We start from the raw sequence: 19,333 nt of genomic DNA on the forward strand, positions 1-19,333 counted from the left end.
AGTTCTCATGCCAACACTTAGAGGACTGGCGCAGAAACCCCGTTCTTCCCGGTTAAAAAACCCGGTTTTTGTGGTATGCAGGGTCTCACTCCTGACTTATTCAGGCTGGTTCTGCTGTGGCACCATTTAATCGAAAGTACCGTCACTGAACCCAACTCCCCTGACAACAGGTTCGTTCTTTGGCAGCGGAATGGTGTTGAGATTACGATCGGGCTTCTGATCCAGAGCCTAGAGTAAAATTTATCTAAAAAATATGAGGAAATTATGAAGACCATTATTTTTTTTCATAAATATACTTTTGCCGAAGCAGGGATGACAGCACTTAGGCAAAAACCGGGTTTTTTACCAAAAAACTTGGCTTGATCTGCGATCCTGGGTTAAAAAAACCCAGTTTCTGAGGGAAGTCTTCGTAACTCTTGGATTAGCAGCCCCAAACGGGGTTTTTTACCAAAAAACTTCGCTGCATCTGCGATCCCGGATTAAAAAAACCGTTCTTGAGGCAAGTGTTTGTAACTTCTGGAGGAGTTATTCTGCCGGCAAATACGGTAGTAGCCGATCGGCTTTGCGCGCAGCAAAAAACCCCGACTCCCTGAGATCGTCTCTCGAACTTCTAGGGAATCAGAGTTTAAATTAACCAATCACCGATCCATCTCAAAGCTAAATCAAAAAAATGAGGAAATTCTGAAAACAGCAGGAAAAACTAGGACTTTCCTGGACGCAGAAACCCGGTTTAAAAACATAATTGCGTGATTTTTGCAAGAGATTGGGAACGAGAAAGCGGGTTTTCGATCGTCATCCGGCTTTAATGCCCGCTGGATTCTTCAGTCGGGTCCTTGCCGACTTTGTCTGTCTAGTAGCGGTTTCAACCGCCGAGTTCGAGCTGCTATTTGCCCTCGCCGACTTTGTTTGTATATTAGCGGTTTCAACCGCCGAGTTCGATCGGCTATTTGCTACGTGCGATCGCATTTTCCCCCAGTTTAAGACAACGGTTCCCAACCCAGAATTTCCGCAACTTGCTGTGCCAAACTCAAAGGATCAAAAGGCTTGGCAATCACCCCCGCTACCCCCAAATCAGCAAATTCGCTCAAATCCATCGCCTGCACCTTAGCAGTCAGGAAAATCACCGGAATCTCCCGAGTAGGCGCATTGTTTTGCAGCAAACTAAACAAAGCAACTCCGTCCATATCGGGCATCATCACATCTAGCAGAATAGCGTCAGGGAGTTGAGTTTCAGCTAAAAGCCTTCCTTCGCTGCTGCTGAGCGCGCTCAGTACCGTCCAGCCGCCTAAATGTTCCAGACAGGCCTGAATCACGCTGCAGAGGTTTTTTTCATCATCGATTACCAGAATGCGCTTTGCTGACATAATTAAAACTCAAATTTTAGATTAATCATGATAAACCCAAAAAAACTTACGCACGCTGCCTCATCAACCCGGTTTTTTCGCAGATATCGCAGAAGGAAGAAGCAAGACGGCAGAAGCAACCAGCAATAAAATTAACTGTTTCAGCAATTAAGAACGTCCTAATACTCTTGGCGGTTGCTATATTTGGGCGCTCACTTACTTAAACCGAGAACAGAAAAATCGACAGATAGCCCTCGCAAACTCATTCTTCCCGCGTGCGTTGCGAGGAAAGTTAGCTTTCGCGATGTCTTATGAAAGCAATCTCAAAAATCCAAACTTTTTCCCCCTTCGCCTTCCAACGGTGCGGGCACTGTGAAATAGAAACTGCTTCCTTCTGAGACAACACTTTCGGCCCAAATTCTGCCGCCGTGCTGCTGCACGATGCTGCGACAGATAGCCAAACCCAAACCCGTACCTCCTTTTTGGCGGGAGTCAGAAGCATCCACCTGTTGAAACCGTCCAAAGATAGTTTCTAGTTTATCCGCAGGAATCCCCCGCCCTCGATCTTTGACTGCAAATAAAACCCGATCGCCCAAATCTTCAACCCTGACAGTTACTGTACTCTCCGGAGCTGAGAATTTTATCGCATTGCTCAACAAATTTACCAGCAGTTGAACGATCCTGTCCGGGTCAGCCCAAATTTTTGCCCTTTCGGGCAAAATCGACAAATTAATGTTATTTTCAGCAGCCACAGACAGCACAGCTTCCGCAGACTTCCGGATCAAAACAGCCGCATCGCACCACTGCTTGACGAGGATAACTTGGCTCGATTCGAGCCGCTCTAAGTCTAGAATATCGTTGACCAAACGCACTAACCGTTCGGTATCGCTAGACGCGATTTTTAACATCTGTTTGGCAGTTTCCGGTCGATCTTTGAGTACCCCAGCCGCCAGCAAACCTAAAGAACCGCGAATTGAGGCAAGCGGCGTTCGCAGTTCGTGGCTGACAATGGAAATAAACTCATTTTTCATTTTTTCAATTGCCCGACTTTCTGTGATATCTGTGATTGTGCCGACGTGACCGACTAGTTGATCTCTGTCGGAAAAAATCGGAGCTGTTTTAAGCCGACAAAACCGGATTGTTCCGTCTCGCTGGATGTGGCGGAATTCGCAGGAAAATTCCCCATCTAGCGATTGCGATTCCGACCATTTAGACAGAATTAGTTTGATGTCTTCGCGGTGAACAAACCGCATCCAGCGGTTTCCTAAAGCTGCTGCCGGCGCGAAACCGCCAATTGCTTGACAGCGGGGATTTGTATAGGTACATTTCCCCTCAGTATCGATTTTGAAAATGCCGACGGGCGAACTTTCGCTCAGAGAGCGAAATAAAGCTTCGCTTTCCCGGAGTTCTGCTTGAGAGCTTTCTAGTTCTCGGGTTCGCTGCAAAACTCGCATTTCTAACTGTTCGTTGAGCTGTTGGAGGGCGGCTTCAGCAAGTTTGCGGTCACTAATATCGCGGTGTACTGATACCCAATGGGTAAACCCACCTGTTTGATCGGCGATCGGCACAATGCTCATTTCTACCCAAAATTGGGTCCCGTCTTTGCGATAATTGATCGAGTCAACCCGCACCGGCTGCCAGGTTTCCAAAGCTGTCCGAATTCGATCGATACTGGCGCGGCCTGTTTTTTCTCCTTGCAAGATGCGCGGCGTTTTGCCCAAAACTTCTTCTAGCGTATAGCCGGTCATCCGGGTGAAAGCTGGGTTGACATAAAGAATTCGCGGGCCCGGTTCGTCAATCGGTTCAGCTTCGGTAATTAACACGGCGTCGTTAGTGGTGGTGACTGCTGATTCCAACAGGCGCAACTGCAATTCTCTAGCTTTGCGATCGGTAATTTCTGTAACTGTCCCCACCATCCGCACTGCATCACCTGCTTCGTTGTAAAAAAACTTACCTTTCCCCTCAATCCAGTGAATGCTGCCGTCGGGCCAAACCACGCGGTTTTCGCTACAGAAATCCGATCGCTGGGCGATCGCCTGATTTATAGCATTCTGAATACTGTTTAAATCTTCTGGGTGAACGCAAGCTGCAAAACTTTCAAAAGTTCCGCCAAAAGTTCCCGGCGTCAACCCATACAACTCTTCGTGTTCCCTCGACCAAACAATGCGATTTTTCTGCACGTCCCAGTCCCAAAATCCGATTTTGGTAGCCGACAAAGCTAAGCTAAGCTGCTGATTGGTTTTCCGCAACTCCATGCTAGTAATAGCAACTCGAAGTTCTCGGGCTATTTCGATTTCGCACCGCTGCCAAGGCAAAGATTTTAACCTCACAGTTTCTTGCCACAACTCAAAGGAATTGCGAGGAGACATCGACCGGCTACCATCCGGTTGAAGTTCAATTTGCCCGTGTGGTTGACCGGCCCAGTTGACAGTTTGAATTGCTTCGGGACGGAACCACAAAATGTAATAATTTTGCATTTCGGACATGGCAAGTACCAGCAAACCGCTAGCAATTTCTTTAAAGTTCTCGGAGGGCGGATACAGTTTTGAGAGAGAATCTGTATGAAAAATATCATTATTTATTTGAGTTTTTACCCAAGCAATCAATTTTTCGATTTCTACCAATTCCGGGGTTTTGCCGATGGCTGTTAAATTTTCATTGGCACACACAACTCCACCGGTAGCGCCCACTAATGCCAGCAATTCATCTGGGGATTTAAGTAAACCTTCTACAAAGCAGTGTTCTTGAGAAATTTTAGTGACAAATTTATGGCAAATTTCTTTTAAATAACTTGCATATTCCCGGTCTTCGCTATCTTGTTTGTAGCTAAGTTCTAGATTCACAAACTTGGCTAGCAGTTCGCAAGCCGTTCTTATTTCGTAGTTGACATACTTTCGTGTTGGGTGGTGACAGGCGAGCAATCCCCAGAGTTTTTTATCTTTGATTAATGTCACTGTCATGCTAGCGCCAACGTTCATATTTTTGAGATATTGAACGTGGCAAGGGGAAACAGTTCTCAACAAAGAGCCGCCCAGCTCCAGGGGCCGACCGGTCAGCGGATTGCAGTCAGGAATTAGTTCTACAGGCTGACAGTTAATATCGGGAATAAACCGAATTAAATTCATGTTGAACAGGTTTCTTGCCTGGGCGGGAATATCGCCAGCGGGATAGTGCAGTCCCAATAAAGGAGCCAAACTTTCTACTTTGTCTTCGGCGACAACTTCCCCCGCACCTGTGGCATCAAATTGATAGACGATCGCTCGATCGAAACCGATCATCCTCCGCACTTCTTCAACTGCTGTCTGACACAGCATTTGCAGGTTTGGTGTTCTGTGGATTTTGTCGATCGGCTCTTGGACTAAATGATAAAAATTGATACAATCGCTAGCTTTTGGGGAAAGAACCGACTCGATTTCAACAATTAATGCTGAACTAGAGTGATGCAGCGTCCCCTCAAAAAAAGACTGGCGGTTTTGAGTTTTAAATGATAATCTGATACCCTTAGTATGCTGATTTTTTTCAAATAAAGCTTTTTCTATAGCCTCAATTTCTTCAGTCTCAACAAATTCATGTAAAAATTTGCCCAAAAGTTCTTCGGGGTAAATGCCGAGATCCTCAAAAGTATTGTTGCTAACTTGCAAAATTTTCAACACAGGGGATTCAAGCACCAAAAGGATGCCATGAGGTTGAATCGAAGCCGGGGCGTAAATTAGTTCGCAGTCGCTGTTATTGAGAGTGCCTGTGTCTGAGGGCAATATCATTGCTTTCCTATGATTAATACTTCTCTAAATTAGTCTATGTTCTTGATAAGCGGGCCAACATCTATCAACGCCACCGCGGCCGAACCACACAATCAAAAAATCCCAAGTCTTGGCTAAGGCTTCCTGATTCGTTTCGGACACGCACGGCATATTTCCTCCTAGTTATACCAGTTTAAAAAAAAATCAAACTGTAGGCAAGCTCGTGGTTTCGAGCTTCATCATTCATTCCCCATTCTTCAGTTATATAATTATTTAAATTTTTAATTTAAAATGGTATTAGTGTTGTGCCTGAGCCAGTCTGTGCCTCAGTTGAGTCCGCTCCAAACGATTCAGGAGGCGAGCAATCAATTCCGGTTGGACGATCGGCTTGTTCACGTAGTCGTCAGCACCTGCAACAAACATTTGGCGCACTGTTTCCGACTCGGAATGAGCCGTCAAAAATAGCACGGGGAGCTTGCTCCAGCGCAAATCGTTGCGCACTGCCAAACACAGCTCAATACCACTGTAACCGGGCATCTCCACATCTAAAATTAGCAAATCCGGACAAGTGGTTTCGAGTACCTCCCAGAACTTTTCGGGCTCATCCAATGTTGTTACTTGAAATCCCCAAGGTTGTAGGATCACTTGCAGTGCAGCCAATAGATGCACGTCATCGTCTACCACCATAACTTTAGCTTCAGCAGGGCCGGCCTGGTCGAGAACTTGGGCGACTGCTTTGAGTATATCTGCTGGGGGGATAGATTTGTGTAAAAAGCCGGAAGCTCCCAAACGAGCAACTTCTATTCGATCGCTCAATTGATTGTGCCCGCTAAAAATCATCACGGGAATTTCGGGTTTTTCACGGAGGAGTTCGGCTAGGAGAGAAAGTCCGTTTTCCTGAGTTCTGGAAAATGTCAAATCCAGCAAAATCGCGTCTGGAGGCTGTTGAGAAATCGCATTTCTTGCCGCTTGCGGAGAGTTGGCGACTTCTATCTGGAAGCCGTTCGCGGATGCTACTATTTTCAGTTGCTCGCTCTCAAAAGTATCATCATCAACAATCAGCATTCGGCGCTTCTGGGACACCGCAGGAACGAGCTCGCCTTCTGGTTCGGGCGACGGGCGATCGAATATCTGTGTGAGCTTCTGCAGGAATCCCTCAATCTGCTGAGCCGTCTCCGGTTTCAAGATGTTTTCCGCCTTGAACAAATGTTCTATCTTGCGCGCAACTTCCGAACCTTTTGGCAGCCCTAAAGTTCCCAAAGAACCGACTAATTTGTGAGCTTGAGCCTGGGCTTCCTGGCGCAGTTCGCTCTCTAAGTTTCCGCTTTTCAGTTGAGCGATTGCGCGCTCGAATATCGCCACCTTTTCTATAAAATTGGCTTTTAAATTTTCCCGCATTTGGGCAACCATATTTAGGACTTTGAGGCGGCGGTCGTCATTGTTTAATTCCTGGCTAGACCCGCTGGATTCAGCTGATAAAGTCTCTTGACTTTTAGCAGTTTCTGCCGTTTCCCGCGGAAGTTTTTGGCTCTCAATATCCTCTTGCAGACTTTTGAGCCGATAGCCCAGTCCGTACACGGTTTCAACTAAATCTACAGTCATCCCGGCTGCTTTCAGCTTCTGCCGCAGCCCCTTAATGTGAGCGGTAACGGCTTCTTCCTGAGGAAATTCGCCGGCCGACCAAATGCGATCGAGGATGGCGCTGCGACTGAAAATGCGCCGGGGATTTCTTAGGAAAAGTTCTAGCAAATTGTACTCTTTGGGAGTCAAGTGCAGCACTTTTTCGGCATAAGTTACTTCCGTAGTGTCCGGGTTGACTTGCAGTTTTTCCCAGGTCAAATTTTTACTCGACAAAGTAGCCTTACCCCGGCGCAGCAAAGCCCGAATTCGAGCGATTAATTCTTCGAGATTAAAGGGTTTGACCACATAATCGTCTGCACCCGCTTCTAAACCTTGGACTCGATCGTTGCTGCTATCTAGCGCTGTCAGCAGTAAAATCGGCATTTGGCAGCCGGACGATCGCAATTTCCGACACAAACTAATGCCGTCGAGTTTAGGAATCAGCACATCCAAAACAATCAGGTCGTAATCGTATGCCTGCACAAAGTGCAAGGCTGTTTCACCGTCTGCTGCCGCATTCACATTGTAATTGTGAGAGTTCAGTGCTTCGGTCAGCAAACTGACTGTAAGTGCGTCATCTTCTACCAGAAGAATTTTCATAAGCGTAACCTGTTATTTAAGATTTTTTTGTAACTTATTGTCGAATTATTGGGATATTTAAATCACCTTTATCCGAGTTTATTTTCAATATTCCCACCCTAAGTCTAACAAATACTCTTCTTAAAATAGTGAAATGGTAAATTATTATTTTTATTTTTTTCCTTCTCCCAATGTTTCAGCGGATTTTACGTGGGTTTTTAGGGCTTTTTGGCCTTCAGCGCCTGCTGAATTTTTTGAATTAGATATTGCGATGAATCTTGTTGCTGAACTCTCTGTTCCAACTCGTAAACCGCGACTTCGGCGTGTTCTATATCTTTAACTAAAGAATCAGCGGTAACACTTTTTATGACTGGCAAAGGTTCTGTGATAGCGGTCGGTGAAGGTAAATCTTTTTCCGCTATTAATTCCTCCAACTCTAACAGCGCCATTTCCGCGCGATCGATCTTAATGGTCACAGATTTAGCCACATTAGCACCCGCTCTTGCTGCCTGCGTGAGTTCGTGAACGCGAAGTTTAAATCGGCTGGCAATTTGCTCCATTTGATTCCCCAATTCAAAAGTTTTACTCGCCAGTCTGCCAATTTCCAGACTCACTTGGCTGAGACCACTGGGCTGACTTCCCATTTGATTGGTAACTACAGCCACCTGTACTGCTAAGTGCCTGACTTGCTCGATCGCCTCCCGGATGGTTCGGGAAGTGCGGTTAACCGTTTCTAAATCATTAGCTATTGCTTTGCCAACGCCCAAAATTTTATCTGTATTATTGCAAATAGAATTAGCACCTTGAAAAGTAGCTTGAAATGCTTGGCGACCTTCGGAAGAAATCAGTTTCGCAATCCTCACAAATCGCTGATTCATTTGAGCAAGTTCTTCAGCTTGTTTTACCATTGCCGCTTGCTGGTGGAAATTGGGAAGGTTTTGCGATTTTTCTGTTTGACGTTGTTGGGATTTTAAAAGCTCATTACATTCTTGAAACTTCGCCTGTTCTTCTTTAATTATCGCCCTATATTTTTGTCTTTCTACTCGGTGTTTTTGAATAACTTTGTTAGCTTGCGCTAAAAGTCTCGACTGGGCAATCACCAGAGTCTGAACGTCCAAAAGGAGGTGGCTCTCGTTTTCCATTACCACAACAATGGGTTCATAAATCAAGTCTTTGTGCCTGTTGAGAGACGCTTGCACCGCATCGTCAACTTTCCAGTTTTCCGAAAGCATCAATGGCGGAATTCTAATAAAATCTAACAAGGCTCTAATCGGGTGCTGCCCGTAAATTTCTAAGCGATCTGGAAGACTCATTTGCTCTCGAAACTTGACGCGAGAAATCATGCCCAGTACCTGTGATTCGTGAGTAATAATGACTCCCGGCAGGTCGGGTTCTTGCTCGAATCTTTCAGCCACTACCTGTCCTGGAGTTGCAGCACTCACTTGAAAGTGGTGACAAGGCAGATGTCCGATCGTCAAATCGGGGGTGAGTTGAGTTGGATTGCTCATTTACCCGGATAGTTTTAAGTAGAAGTTAACAAATTATATATTGATATTATACTAGAATAAGATTTTTTAAAGTGGTCAACAACCCACCACTAATCGGAATACCGATTTAGTGGGGCTTGAAAGAGTCCTAGTTGACCAGCCTAAATCTTAAGTGACAGGAGTTGTGGGCAAATGTTGTTCACTCGCCCGGAATGCGTAGCTAGTTAAGAGCTCTGTAACGAAAGCATTAAACAGCCATTTGGGAGGCAGTGTGTTTGGCAAAGTACCGACCTACAACAAAGGCGCGTACTAACTTGACCCGAGCAATGGGAGTGGAATTCCTGAGTTTCCATAAAAAACCCGCTACCCAAACACGACCAGAAGCTCACGATTATTCAGCCGTATCCGTGCCCCCATTTCCTCCCACCGCTTTCGCACTCGTACAGCTATGGCGGGCTCACTCGCGACGAAGAAAGATGTATGGGGAGAAATCAGCTTTCTGGCTCCTGGCCCCCTGCGAGAGCCTGCCTTCTGACTACTTTCCTCTCAAGTCTCAAGGATCGGCGGCGCCTGCTGCGCCCCGGGTTGGGTCCCCACAACAGCGGCATTCATATTTTGTTGTTTAAAATAACCGGGAAAATATCTAGATTGAAACCAAAAACCTTAAATCGGACTTTGCCACTAGCAACCTTTGAGGCTGCTTACCAGTTGTTACAGCAAATGGCTCAACTCCCCGGGGCGATTTGGCTGGCCGACGATGCTCGCGCTGATGCTCAAAATCTGGAAAACTCGTCGGAAAGGTTTGCAGCAGTGGTATCAGCTCATTTTAGCGCGCTGCTGCGGGGCAAACTATTAGATGAGTTCGCAACAAACGGATGCAAACACAGCGAAAAAAATCTCAATTCGCAATTGAATGTGCAGTTGACTTTCGATCCCGGGGCGATCGCCAATTTCCTCTCTCCCCTCGCAGACAAACTCGCAGAAATAACGCCTGGACCTTCGCGACAAATTGACATTCGCGCCCTGAAACAAGCAATTAAAAATATACAGCCAAACTCGGCAGCTTTTCAAAGCGAATTCACCCTAAATTTGCTGGATATTCTCGCTTCAGATGCCAGAAAAAACAGTCACCCGCCCCTACACTACAAAACAGAAATAGAGCCAAATTCCGCGCCCCAAGTGAGAGATCCAGAAACGCTACAGCTCCCGATTACCGAAGCCGTCAATCAACTACAACTTGCCAGTCCCTGCATTTCATTTTGTCAGCCAGTGGAAGATGCTTTGCAGCAGCAGCTCGAACAAGAGCGACTTTTGAATCAAGTAACAACTCAAATCCGACAGAGTTTGGAATTGCCTGTAATTTTGTCAAAAGCAGTCGAGCGAGTGCGAGAGTTTTTGGAGGTCGATCGCCTGTTAATCTATCAATTTGAAAAAGTGCCAGCGCCGCACAATGGTGAGTTAGCTAAAGAAATACCTGCGGCGGTTTCTGGGTCAGGCGAAATCCCAGAAAATTTCGGGCCTTACTTGTATTTAGGTCGCGTCACCTACGAAGCTTTAGCCAACGATGGTATCTCGTCTGTACTGAATTTTAGTGATGGGGCGCAGTGTTTTACCAATGGAGTCATTGACAGAGAGAAATATCGCAAAGGCTTGGCTTTGTGCGTCGCGGATGTGGAAACAACTTACTCTTCGCAACCTTGTTTTTTAGAGTTGATGCGGCGGGCGAAGGTACGCGCGAAGTTGTTAGTGCCGATCGTAGTTCAGGACGACTTGTGGGGGCTGCTAATTGCCCACCAGTGTACTTTTCGGGAGTGGGAAGAAAGCAAAAAAACATTTTTGGGGCAAATAGCAGAACATTTGGCGATCGCCATTTATCAAGCGGAACTTTATGCACAAGTCCAGCAGCAAAAGCGCACCTCTGAACAGCGCGTAATCGAGCGCACGCGAGAACTGCGCGATGCACTGGCCGCGGCCCAGTCGGCCAGCCTCGCCAAAAGCGAATTTTTGGCAGCTATGAGCCACGAATTGCGAACTCCCCTCACCTGCGTCATCGGCATTTCCGACACCCTGCTGCGGTGGTCTTACGGCAAAGTTGGCAGCAAAGAAGTGCCGGTGCAAAAGCAGCGGCAGTACCTGCAAACTATCCGGGACAGTGGCGACCACTTATTAGAATTAATTAACGATATTTTAGATTTATCGCAAGTAGAAGCGGGAAAAGCAGTATTAAAAATTAGTGAATTTTCAATTTCTAAATTAGCTTCTCAGAGCCTGCACGCCCTCAAAGAAAAAGCTATGGCTAAAGGCGTGGAACTGCTGCAAGAACAGCGGATAAAACAAGAGTGCGATCGCTTCACCGCTGACCCGCGCCGCTTGAGACAAATTCTCTTCAATCTTTTAGGAAATGCCATTAAATTTACTCCCGAAGGCGGGCAAGTCATCCTGCGAGTTTGGGTGACACAAGATAAAAATCGAACGCCGGCAGTGCGGCAGCCCGGTACTGCACCTGCTGGCAGCACCGCTGTTTTTCAAATCAAAGATACCGGCATTGGAATTCCCGAAAATCAGCGATCGCTTTTGTTTCAAAAATTCCAGCAGTTGGATTCCCCCTACCGCCGCGAATACGGCGGCACTGGTCTGGGATTGGCTTTAACTAAACAGTTAGTAGAGCTTCACGGCGGCGCGATCGAAGTTAACTCTACAGTTGATGTCGGCTCTACTTTTACCGTTTTTATACCCATCCAAACTCAAAGCAAAGATGAATCCACAAAATTCACATATGAAAAATCGAATTCATCTTTACCGCTGCATTCTTCTTCCTTGCGGGGCAGCCTCGTACTCGTCGAAGAAGATGAAGAAACTGCCATGCTCATTTGCGATATCCTGACAGTCGCAGGACTGCAAGTGGTGTGGATGATTGAAGGTTCGGCGGCGGTGGAACAAATTGAACTTTTGCAGCCGAATGCTGTGATTGTCGATATGCGTTTGCCCGGTATGAATGGCTGCGAAATAATTCACCAACTGCGTCAAAAAGTCGCTACTGAAAATATCAAAATTCTGGCTTTAAGCACTAAGGAGATTCCCGCAGATGAGATATCTTCCGTGACGGCGGGAGCTAACGATTTTTTGGCTAAACCAATTCACCCTGAGCAATTGCTTGACAAAATTATTTCTTTAATGGCCGGGATTGGTAATGGGTAAGACAATTTTAGATTTTAGATTTTAGATTTTAGATTTGGGAATGACTCATTGGATATGGGTTGGGATATAATCTACAGTTACATTATTTTTTTGAACTGGTATAATTGGTAATTCCCAATTACCAATTCGCGATGATAAATTGTAAAATCCCTACAGGATTAATTGTTTCTTGTCAAGCACCTGCTGATTCGCCGCTGCACGATCCGATCGTAATTGCGGCAATGGCTCAAACCGCCATCAATCGAGGTGCCTCGGGCGTGCGGATTGACACTCCGGCTCACATTGCGGCGGTGCGAAAACAGGTATCCGCTCCCATAATTGGGATTTGGAAGCAGCAATTGCCGGGATGCGAGATTTATATTACTCCTCGGTTTGAAGACGCGCGGGCGATCGCCTCGACAGGAGCCGATATTATCGCGATTGACGCTACTCTGAGAAACCGTCCTGCAGGGGGCGAAGATTTAAAGACATTAATCGCGCAAATTCACAGCGAATTGGGCAAATTAGTGATGGCGGATGTAGATACCATAGAAGCTGCGATCGCGGCAGCCGAAGCTGGTGCAGATACTGTAGCAACTACTCTTTTTGGCTACACTGCTCAGACGAAAAATTTCTCGCCGCCCGGATTTGATTTGCTTGCGGAAATGGTAGAAAAGCTTAAGGTTCCCGTTATCTGCGAAGGCGGGATCGCTGGGCCGTCCATGGCAAAAAAAGCATTGGACTTAGGAGCGGTGGCTGTTGTTGTCGGCACAGATATTACTGGGATTGATATTAAGGTGACAGCCTATAATTCTGTGATTAAAAAGTAAGTTCGGCAACGGATGAGTGTAAGTGATTTAACCCATTTAACAGATAGAAGGAAGTTCGGCAACGGATTTAACGGATTTTACCCCTCGAAGAAAGTTCCGCAACTGATTTTACGGATTTTACGGATTTTACCGATAGAAGGAAGAAGGGAGAATAAATATTCGGCTATAGAAATCCCTTGTAGGCAAACGAAACGCGCCAGGTAAGGGTGGGAAATATCGGGCGATTTTAATCGCCCTCGATCGAGGGAAATTGCTAAATCAGCGCGCTGTTGATAAAGCTGCTAACTGCAGCTAAGGCGATCGCCCCCAGTACCGCGCTCAAAAGACCCATCCGCAAGCTAAATCCTTCAACTAACTTGGCAGCCGAAGCAAAAACAATCACGTTCATTACAAAAGCAAACAGGCCCGAAAGCAATCCCAGCGTCAGCAGGTTCGGTAGGAAAAAAACTGCTTTCAGAATTGGCAAAATTAAAACATTCAAAATTCCCAAAACCGCAGCGGAAATTACTGCTTTCGGTGTGCTGTCAATTTGTACCCCGATCGGCAGTTGAGAAATTAGCAGCAAGCTGCTGCCCGTCACCAGCCAAGCAATCAAAAAATCGATCGGTTCCACAGCGCCCGTACCTCCTTAACAGTTGAATTGTCTGAAAAACCAGATATTTAATACAAATTAAAATCAAACAATCCGGCGGATTCATCTGCCAACCGGCATAATTTATGTCTGTCCCTAAAGAGTGAGAAGTTATAATCGCTGTCTCCTGTGCAAAATAATCCGGATGGCAACCATATCAACGTGTTAGTTGAATAAAAAGAGCAGATTAATTAATATGGCGGGCGATTTTTCTTTTAACTCTCAAGTCCGATTAGACAAAAAAGGCTTAAACAATCCTGCACGGCAAGGCAGCAGATCGTTACAAGCTATGATTTTTCTGGTGCTAGTCACTACCTTGGTGACACTGCCGACATTTCGTCTAGCCGAACTGCAACTGGTACAGGGAGCCTACAACCGACAGCGGGCGGAAAATAACCGCATTCGCCCTGTTTCAGTCCCAGCAACTCGGGGTCAAATTTTAGACCGCAGCGGCCAAATTTTTGCAGCCAACCGCGTATCTCGATCGGTGTATGTGTGGCCCAAAGAGCGATCGGCCCAGGAGTGGCAAGAGATTGCCGCTACACTGGGCCCGATCGTCAAACTTCCCCCAGCCGAAATTATCAAAAAAATCGATGGAGTTGGCTACAGATCGGCCCTACCAGTGCGAATTAGTAAGGATATTGATGTCGGTACTTTCGTCGCGTTGGGAGAGCAAGCTAATACTTTGCGGGGAGTTGAAATTCGCGTAGAATCGAGCCGAGACAATCCCCACCAGCAATTAGCAGCTCACCTTTTGGGATACGTGGGCGAAGCTAGTTTAGATCAATTAAAAGCTAATCCTGCATATCCGATGGGAATGATCGTCGGTCAAATGGGAGTTGAAAAATTAGTGAATTCAACTTTAGAAGGCGTTTGGGGAAACCGTTTAATTGAGGTAAATGCTAAGGGCGAAGAAATCCAAGATTTAGGTGTAAAAGCTCCTATTCCCGGCAAACCTGTGCAGCTAACTTTAGATTTAGATATGCAGAAAACTGCGGAAAAAGCTTTGGGCGATCGCCTGGGTGCGGTTGTGGCGATCGACGTGAAAACCGGAGCCCTTTTAACAATGGCTAGTTGGCCGACATTTGATCCCAATATTTTTACTCGCAAGGTAACTCAACAAGAATGGGATCGGCTGCAAGGGCCAGACAAACCATTTTTAAATCGGGCTGTTCAAGGCTATCCAGTCGGCAGCACTTTTAAGATTGTAACTTCTGTAGCCGGGATGGAGTCGGGCAAGTTTTCTCCTGACTCGACTTTGGTAAGTTCTGCTTCAATTAACATCGGCGGAATTTCCTTTAACGAACACGGCGCAGGTTACGGCGTTATCGGTTTCCGCGATGCTTTAGCCTACAGCAGCAATACGTTTTTCTATCAAGTAGGCATGGCTGCAGGGCCGGAAGAAATGGCGAAATGGGCTAAGAAAATGGGGATTGGCGGTACTATTAATTTAGAGCTTTTGGGGTTGGACGCCGCCAATCACGGTCAAGTTCCGATCCCAGCAGAGAAACAGAAAATGTATGGGGAAGATTGGTATGTTGGCGATACGGTAACAATGGCGATCGGTCAAGGTTTGGTACTTTGTACTCCCCTAGAATTGGCTGTGATGGTGTCAACTATTGCCAATGGCGGTTCGCGAGTGCAGCCGCATTTATTGGCTTCTCAAACCAATACTCCTATAACTCAAAAAATTCCAACAGGTATTAAGCCGGCAACTTTAAACGTCATTAAACAAGGATTGATGGAGGTGGTGAAAAAAGGTACAGGCCGCGGCATGAATGACGGTACTATTCCTTTAAGTGCTGGTAAGACTGGGACTGTGGAAATGCCCGGTCATCCTGACAATTCTATGTATGTGGGTTTTGCTCCTGCTGACAAACCTGAAGTTGCGATCGCAGTTATCGTTGAAGGGGGCGGATTTGGTGCAGTATCGGCGGCACCAATTGCTCTAGATGTATTCCGAACCTATTTTCAAAAGCAGGGTTTTAAACCTACTAATAAGCCTCTATAGTCATTCGTTAACTGTTGACTGTTGACCGTTGACTGTTGACTGTTGACTGTTCACATTTTGTCTTATACTTCGATCGCACTATCCTGGATATCTGGGAAAAGTGCGATCGCTCAAAATTTTTCCCCTACCAATCGTCTCACTTCCACGGTCGATAAATTCATCATTTGCGCTACCTGTTCCAGACTCATTCCAGAATTTAAGAGTTGAGTTACGAGCGATCGCAATGTTGACTCCGCTGCCAGTCGTGCTTGCTCAGATTGTTGAAAGGCTGACTCCGCTACCACCCGTGCTTGTTCCTCGGCCAGTCGTCCTTGGTTTTCTTCCTTGTGAGTCTTCAAAAACTCACCCGTTTCAGGAACTCTAAACCTCAATTCTCCTGAAATTATATGCAATTCCAGTCCCAGCACTTCACTGAACAACCACAGCGTATCGAAAGCGATATTGTTCGCTGCAATCGGCTCGTACTGATTGTTTATTAGACGTACTCCCTGTAAAATCGGATTCAGATAATCTCCAGACGGATCGTACTGAAAATATTCCCTAACTCCCAAAGCCCGATAAATTTCTGGTTTGGTCTCTTGGTCTTTCGTTTGAGTTGTTTCCGAAGTAATTTATAACACAAAATCGGGAGTAATTCCCCCTTCTTCCCAAACTTTATAATTATCCCTTTTGCGGTTGGCAACTCCAAACACCGCATAAACATCTGGGGCCACAACTGCCTGGTGGTTTCCTTCTTCATAGTATATGAAAGAATTGGCTGACACGTAAACATCAGAACGTTCTTGAAAATAAAGCTTGACAGCTTCAACGCTGTAAGTCATGTAATCCCGCGTGATGTCGCTTTCAGCCATCGGCTCTCCGTCGGTGCTGGGATATTCAATTTCTACTTGTTCGACTTGAGTTAAAATTGTCATTTTTCAATTTTCCTCAAAGTTAATTAATTTAATGTCCCGTAAATAAGCGTTCTAAGGTTTCTAGTTAGGACTTTTTTCCTAGTAGTTTTATGAGGACTTCAGTCCTCACTAAAAACCTATTTAATTGTGGTCGTGACCGCCGACATGATATAATGGTAGCATTCGGTCGGAGTTTTAAAAAGTTGGAGATTTCTCAAAAAAATCAGCAGCGGTAAGGTGCGCACTTCGCACCCTACATAATTAGGTTCTGCGTCCTGGACTTTAAGGCTGGTGTGATGGTTGGCAGATACAGACAATTGAAATTCTAATTAATCCCTCTATCCAAAATAATCATTTCCGAACCAACAACCGGACTTCTAGCTATTAACTTCCCTTCCCTATTCGCAATTTCTAGATGGCTGAAATCGAGTGAATTAGCTTCTTTCCACATTTTAGTTGCTAGTTGATTTTGCTCGAGTTCGCTGAGTTTGTACCAATCTTCAGCGACTTTTACCGTCAAACTGCTGCTATAAAAATTAGCTTGAACAGACTCAACTAAACCGCCGCCAAGTCGATTAGTAATTTCAGCAACTTGATTTTGAATCGCAGCAATCAGAGACTGTTCCGGCGTCAGCGGCGGCGGTGGGATAACTTCTACTGGTTGCGGTTTTTCCGGAGCCACTAAATCGGGCAAGTTGCTTTTGAATTTAGCAGATATTGGCTCAGACGGTGCGATCGCCTCTGGCGATTTCGGAGTTTCCGGCGCCACAAAATCGCCAAAGGTTGCCGGCGACTGCTGCGCTGCTGCCAAAGGCACTTTTGCTAGTTTCTGCGGCGGTTTTGCCGAGAAACTGTTGAGAGTTAAACCGACTGCAACGATCAGAATTGCTGCTATGGCGGCGTTTAAAATTGGATCGGACAGCTTCTGGTTCGCAGAGGGCGGTAGCAGATCCCGCACTAGCCTCACAATACTTTGCCAAAGTACACCGGCTTTCTTTAAAAAACTCCCGTCCGTGCCTTTTGATACAGGCTTTTTATCAAATTTTACAGCCACTTTTGGCTGCACGCTGTTAACTTCCGCAGCAACAGCCCCAGGAGTTGTTGTTGCTGAGTCAGAAGCGGTGGGCGCGGGCTTTTGGGCCTGCAACGGGGGTTCTGCTGCTAATTTTTTCCCTTTTTTTCCCAAATTCCCAATCGAGGCTATCAAAGCATTGATTCTCTGATTTTTGGGAACAGCGCTGCTGGCATTTTGAGTTTTGCTACCAGTGGGGGCAGACTTTGCAGGCGAGTCAACCTCCGGTGTCGGAGATTGAGAGGGTTCTGGAATTGACTGGTTTAGTTGTTCTTCTGACATTTTCTCTGCCTTGGGGCGTTGCAAATATATCTAAAAGCGATAAATTTTTAGTTGAGCCATCTCAACCTTAATTTATCATTTCATTAGTTGTAACTGAATCAAAATGAGCATCAAACGCCGTCACTTTCTAATTTTAGGCAGTCTCAGCAGCTTAGGTTTTGCCGGAATCTGGAAAATGTTTCAGCTTCGGACTTCCTGGGGTACGGACACTGATGCTGCTGTGGCTTCTAACGTTGAGGCAGAAAGGACGATCGTCCCATTGCCGGCCTCACCGCCTATTTTACGCTTTATTTCGGTGGCCGACACCGGTACCGGCGCTGAAGGTCAGTATGCTGTGGCTGAGGCGATGGCGCAATATCACCGGGAAAACCCTTTTAATGTTGCTGTTCTCGCCGGCGACAATATCTACAATAACGGCGAATTTGAAAAAATTAATGCTGTTTTCGAGCAACCTTATGGGCCGTTATTGCAGCAAGACGTAAAATTTTATGCTTGTCTGGGAAATCACGACATCCGCACTGCTAACGGCGATCTGCAAGTTAAATATCCGGGTTTTAATATGCAAGGTCGCTACTATACTTTTCGGCGCGATCCGGTCCAGTTTTTTGCTTTAGATACCAATCACAATGCTGACTGGGAAAATCAGCTTGTTTGGCTGGAAAAAGAGTTGAGTCAGAGCACCGCACCTTGGAAAGTTGTGTTCGGTCACCACCCGGTTTATTCCTCTGGGGTGTACGGATCGAATCAATCTTTTATTAAGACTTTGGCGCCTTTGTTTCAAAAGTACGGCGTGCAGCTTTATCTCAACGGACACGAACACAGTTACGAACGCACTCGCTCGATTAACGGTACTACTTATTTAATTTGCGGTGCCGGCGCGGGCACTCGTCCGGTGGGGCGTTCTGAGTGGACCGAGTATTCTGCCAGCCGCCTGAGTTTTGCGACGTTTGATGTCTATGAAGACCGGATGTTTGTCAGTTCTATCGGTACTGACAAACGGGTTTTTGATAGGGGAGCGATTGAAGTGCGATCGGCTTAATTCAGATTATATTTAGGAGCAAACAAAATGAATAGGGGTTTTAGAGCCAATAAAACTGGTTTTGTTTTAGAAACAACTGTAGAAGGTACGTTGAGAGGCCACGGATATCTCGAAATATGTCCCCAGTTGCCGAAAAAACGCAAGCGAGATTGGCTCTTAATCTCTACTGAAAATCCCAAGCGATATGCTAAACAGGTTTATATTGGGTCTAGCATCTATGACACTGAAATAAATGTCGATTTTTATATTGTTGGTTGCGCTTTGTTTCCTCTGGGTCTAATTGTTGAGTGCAAGTGGCAAGAAGACAAAGGTTCCGTAGATGAGAAGTATCCTTACCTCAATTTAAATATTAAAAATTGTTATCGGGTGCCAACTATTGTTATAGTGGGCGGTGATGGTATGAGGCAAGGTTCGATCGACTGGTTTAAAAAACAAATTCCCGACAATCAAAATCTGTTGGGAGTTCACAAGCTCGAAGGTTTCATTACCTGGGCTAACAAACATCTGTAATCCGGAATTACCCATAAATATTTGTCCATGACTGAGACCGATCGCGATCGGGCTTTGGAGCTTCCCTACAGTTGCATTTTTTTGGGAAACTGCTATTATTCACGGTAACGGACTCTTAG

The 19,333-nt window shown here is 45.9% G+C and carries 14 protein-coding genes; 6 read left to right on the plus strand and 8 right to left on the minus strand.

Features of this window, described 5'->3' with window-relative positions; genetic code table 11:
* Positions 1–753: 753 nt before the first annotated feature.
* The gene (locus tag QUB56_RS21745) at positions 754–981 is read left to right on the plus strand and encodes a hypothetical protein (protein ID WP_332958027.1); all 228 of its coding nucleotides are present in this window, start codon (positions 754–756) and stop codon (positions 979–981) included.
* Here the strand turns inward: QUB56_RS21745 and QUB56_RS21750 are convergent.
* The 4 genes from QUB56_RS21750 to QUB56_RS21765 all read right to left on the minus strand — a co-directional run bounded on the left by QUB56_RS21750 (position 978) and on the right by QUB56_RS21765 (position 8,790).
* Entirely contained in the window at positions 978–1,364 is a 387-nt protein-coding gene (locus tag QUB56_RS21750) for a response regulator (RefSeq protein WP_332958029.1), read from the minus strand. The genes QUB56_RS21745 and QUB56_RS21750 overlap by 4 nt on opposite strands.
* A 302-nt stretch (positions 1,365–1,666) precedes the next feature.
* Entirely contained in the window at positions 1,667–5,104 is a 3,438-nt protein-coding gene (locus QUB56_RS21755) for a PAS domain S-box protein (protein ID WP_332958031.1), read from the minus strand.
* Between the two features lie 276 nt (positions 5,105–5,380).
* Complete coding sequence (locus QUB56_RS21760) at positions 5,381–7,303, minus strand: response regulator (protein ID WP_332958033.1); 1,923 nt, start codon at positions 7,301–7,303, stop codon at positions 5,381–5,383.
* Positions 7,304–7,500: 197 nt separating this feature from the next.
* On the minus strand, positions 7,501–8,790 hold the full coding sequence (locus QUB56_RS21765; protein WP_332958035.1) for a chemotaxis protein: 1,290 nt from the start codon (positions 8,788–8,790) through the stop codon (positions 7,501–7,503).
* 627 nt (positions 8,791–9,417) lie between these two features.
* Here QUB56_RS21765 and QUB56_RS21770 point away from each other — a divergent pair.
* Together QUB56_RS21770 and QUB56_RS21775 are read left to right on the plus strand one after the other, a co-directional pair.
* Complete coding sequence (locus QUB56_RS21770; RefSeq protein WP_332958036.1) at positions 9,418–11,967, plus strand: ATP-binding protein; 2,550 nt, start codon at positions 9,418–9,420, stop codon at positions 11,965–11,967.
* A gap of 131 nt (positions 11,968–12,098) precedes the next feature.
* A complete protein-coding gene (locus tag QUB56_RS21775) occupies positions 12,099–12,776 on the plus strand; it encodes an N-acetylmannosamine-6-phosphate 2-epimerase (protein WP_332958037.1) in 678 nt (225 codons plus the stop codon).
* 253 nt (positions 12,777–13,029) lie between these two features.
* Here the strand turns inward: QUB56_RS21775 and QUB56_RS21780 are convergent, their stop codons facing one another.
* Positions 13,030–13,389, minus strand: coding sequence for a phage holin family protein (locus QUB56_RS21780; RefSeq protein WP_332958039.1), 360 nt, complete (start codon positions 13,387–13,389; stop codon positions 13,030–13,032).
* A 214-nt stretch (positions 13,390–13,603) separates the two neighbouring features.
* Here QUB56_RS21780 and mrdA point away from each other — a divergent pair, with 214 nt between their 5' ends.
* Positions 13,604–15,418: a penicillin-binding protein 2 gene (gene mrdA, locus QUB56_RS21785; RefSeq protein ID WP_332958040.1), complete on the plus strand. Its 1,815-nt coding sequence runs from the start codon at positions 13,604–13,606 to the stop codon at positions 15,416–15,418.
* Between the two features lie 110 nt (positions 15,419–15,528).
* On the opposite strand, the gene QUB56_RS21790 is transcribed toward mrdA, so the two are convergent.
* The 3 genes from QUB56_RS21790 to QUB56_RS21800 all read right to left on the minus strand — a co-directional run bounded on the left by QUB56_RS21790 (position 15,529) and on the right by QUB56_RS21800 (position 17,665).
* Positions 15,529–15,969, minus strand: coding sequence for a hypothetical protein (locus tag QUB56_RS21790; RefSeq protein ID WP_332958043.1), 441 nt, complete (start codon positions 15,967–15,969; stop codon positions 15,529–15,531).
* A 60-nt stretch (positions 15,970–16,029) separates the two neighbouring features.
* Complete coding sequence (locus QUB56_RS21795) at positions 16,030–16,332, minus strand: hypothetical protein (RefSeq protein WP_332958045.1); 303 nt, start codon at positions 16,330–16,332, stop codon at positions 16,030–16,032.
* Between the two features lie 304 nt (positions 16,333–16,636).
* Entirely contained in the window at positions 16,637–17,665 is a 1,029-nt protein-coding gene (locus tag QUB56_RS21800) for a hypothetical protein (protein WP_332958046.1), read from the minus strand.
* 103 nt (positions 17,666–17,768) lie between these two features.
* Between QUB56_RS21800 and QUB56_RS21805 the strand changes: the two genes are divergently transcribed.
* Positions 17,769–18,704: a metallophosphoesterase gene (locus tag QUB56_RS21805; protein ID WP_332958047.1), complete on the plus strand. Its 936-nt coding sequence runs from the start codon at positions 17,769–17,771 to the stop codon at positions 18,702–18,704.
* 27 nt (positions 18,705–18,731) lie between these two features.
* Complete coding sequence (locus tag QUB56_RS21810; RefSeq protein ID WP_332958048.1) at positions 18,732–19,214, plus strand: PD-(D/E)XK nuclease superfamily protein; 483 nt, start codon at positions 18,732–18,734, stop codon at positions 19,212–19,214.
* Positions 19,215–19,333: the final 119 nt, after the last annotated feature.

This window comes from Microcoleus sp. AR_TQ3_B6, from assembly GCF_036702785.1.
Classification (GTDB): domain Bacteria; phylum Cyanobacteriota; class Cyanobacteriia; order Cyanobacteriales; family Microcoleaceae; genus Microcoleus.

Bases quoted from the DNA above. Each gene is read 5' to 3' on its own strand.
- QUB56_RS21750 (WP_332958029.1), bottom strand. From the start codon at position 1,364: ATGTCAGCAAAGCGCATTCTGGTAATCGATGATGAAAAAAACCTCTGC.
- QUB56_RS21755 (WP_332958031.1), bottom strand. From the start codon at position 5,104: ATGATATTGCCCTCAGACACAGGCACTCTCAATAACAGCGACTGCGAA.
- QUB56_RS21760 (WP_332958033.1), bottom strand. From the start codon at position 7,303: ATGAAAATTCTTCTGGTAGAAGATGACGCACTTACAGTCAGTTTGCTG.
- QUB56_RS21765 (WP_332958035.1), bottom strand. From the start codon at position 8,790: ATGAGCAATCCAACTCAACTCACCCCCGATTTGACGATCGGACATCTG.
- QUB56_RS21775 (WP_332958037.1), top strand. From the start codon at position 12,099: ATGATAAATTGTAAAATCCCTACAGGATTAATTGTTTCTTGTCAAGCA.
- mrdA (WP_332958040.1), top strand. From the start codon at position 13,604: ATGGCGGGCGATTTTTCTTTTAACTCTCAAGTCCGATTAGACAAAAAA.
- QUB56_RS21795 (WP_332958045.1), bottom strand. From the start codon at position 16,332: ATGACAATTTTAACTCAAGTCGAACAAGTAGAAATTGAATATCCCAGC.
- QUB56_RS21800 (WP_332958046.1), bottom strand. From the start codon at position 17,665: ATGTCAGAAGAACAACTAAACCAGTCAATTCCAGAACCCTCTCAATCT.
- QUB56_RS21805 (WP_332958047.1), top strand. From the start codon at position 17,769: ATGAGCATCAAACGCCGTCACTTTCTAATTTTAGGCAGTCTCAGCAGC.
- QUB56_RS21810 (WP_332958048.1), top strand. From the start codon at position 18,732: ATGAATAGGGGTTTTAGAGCCAATAAAACTGGTTTTGTTTTAGAAACA.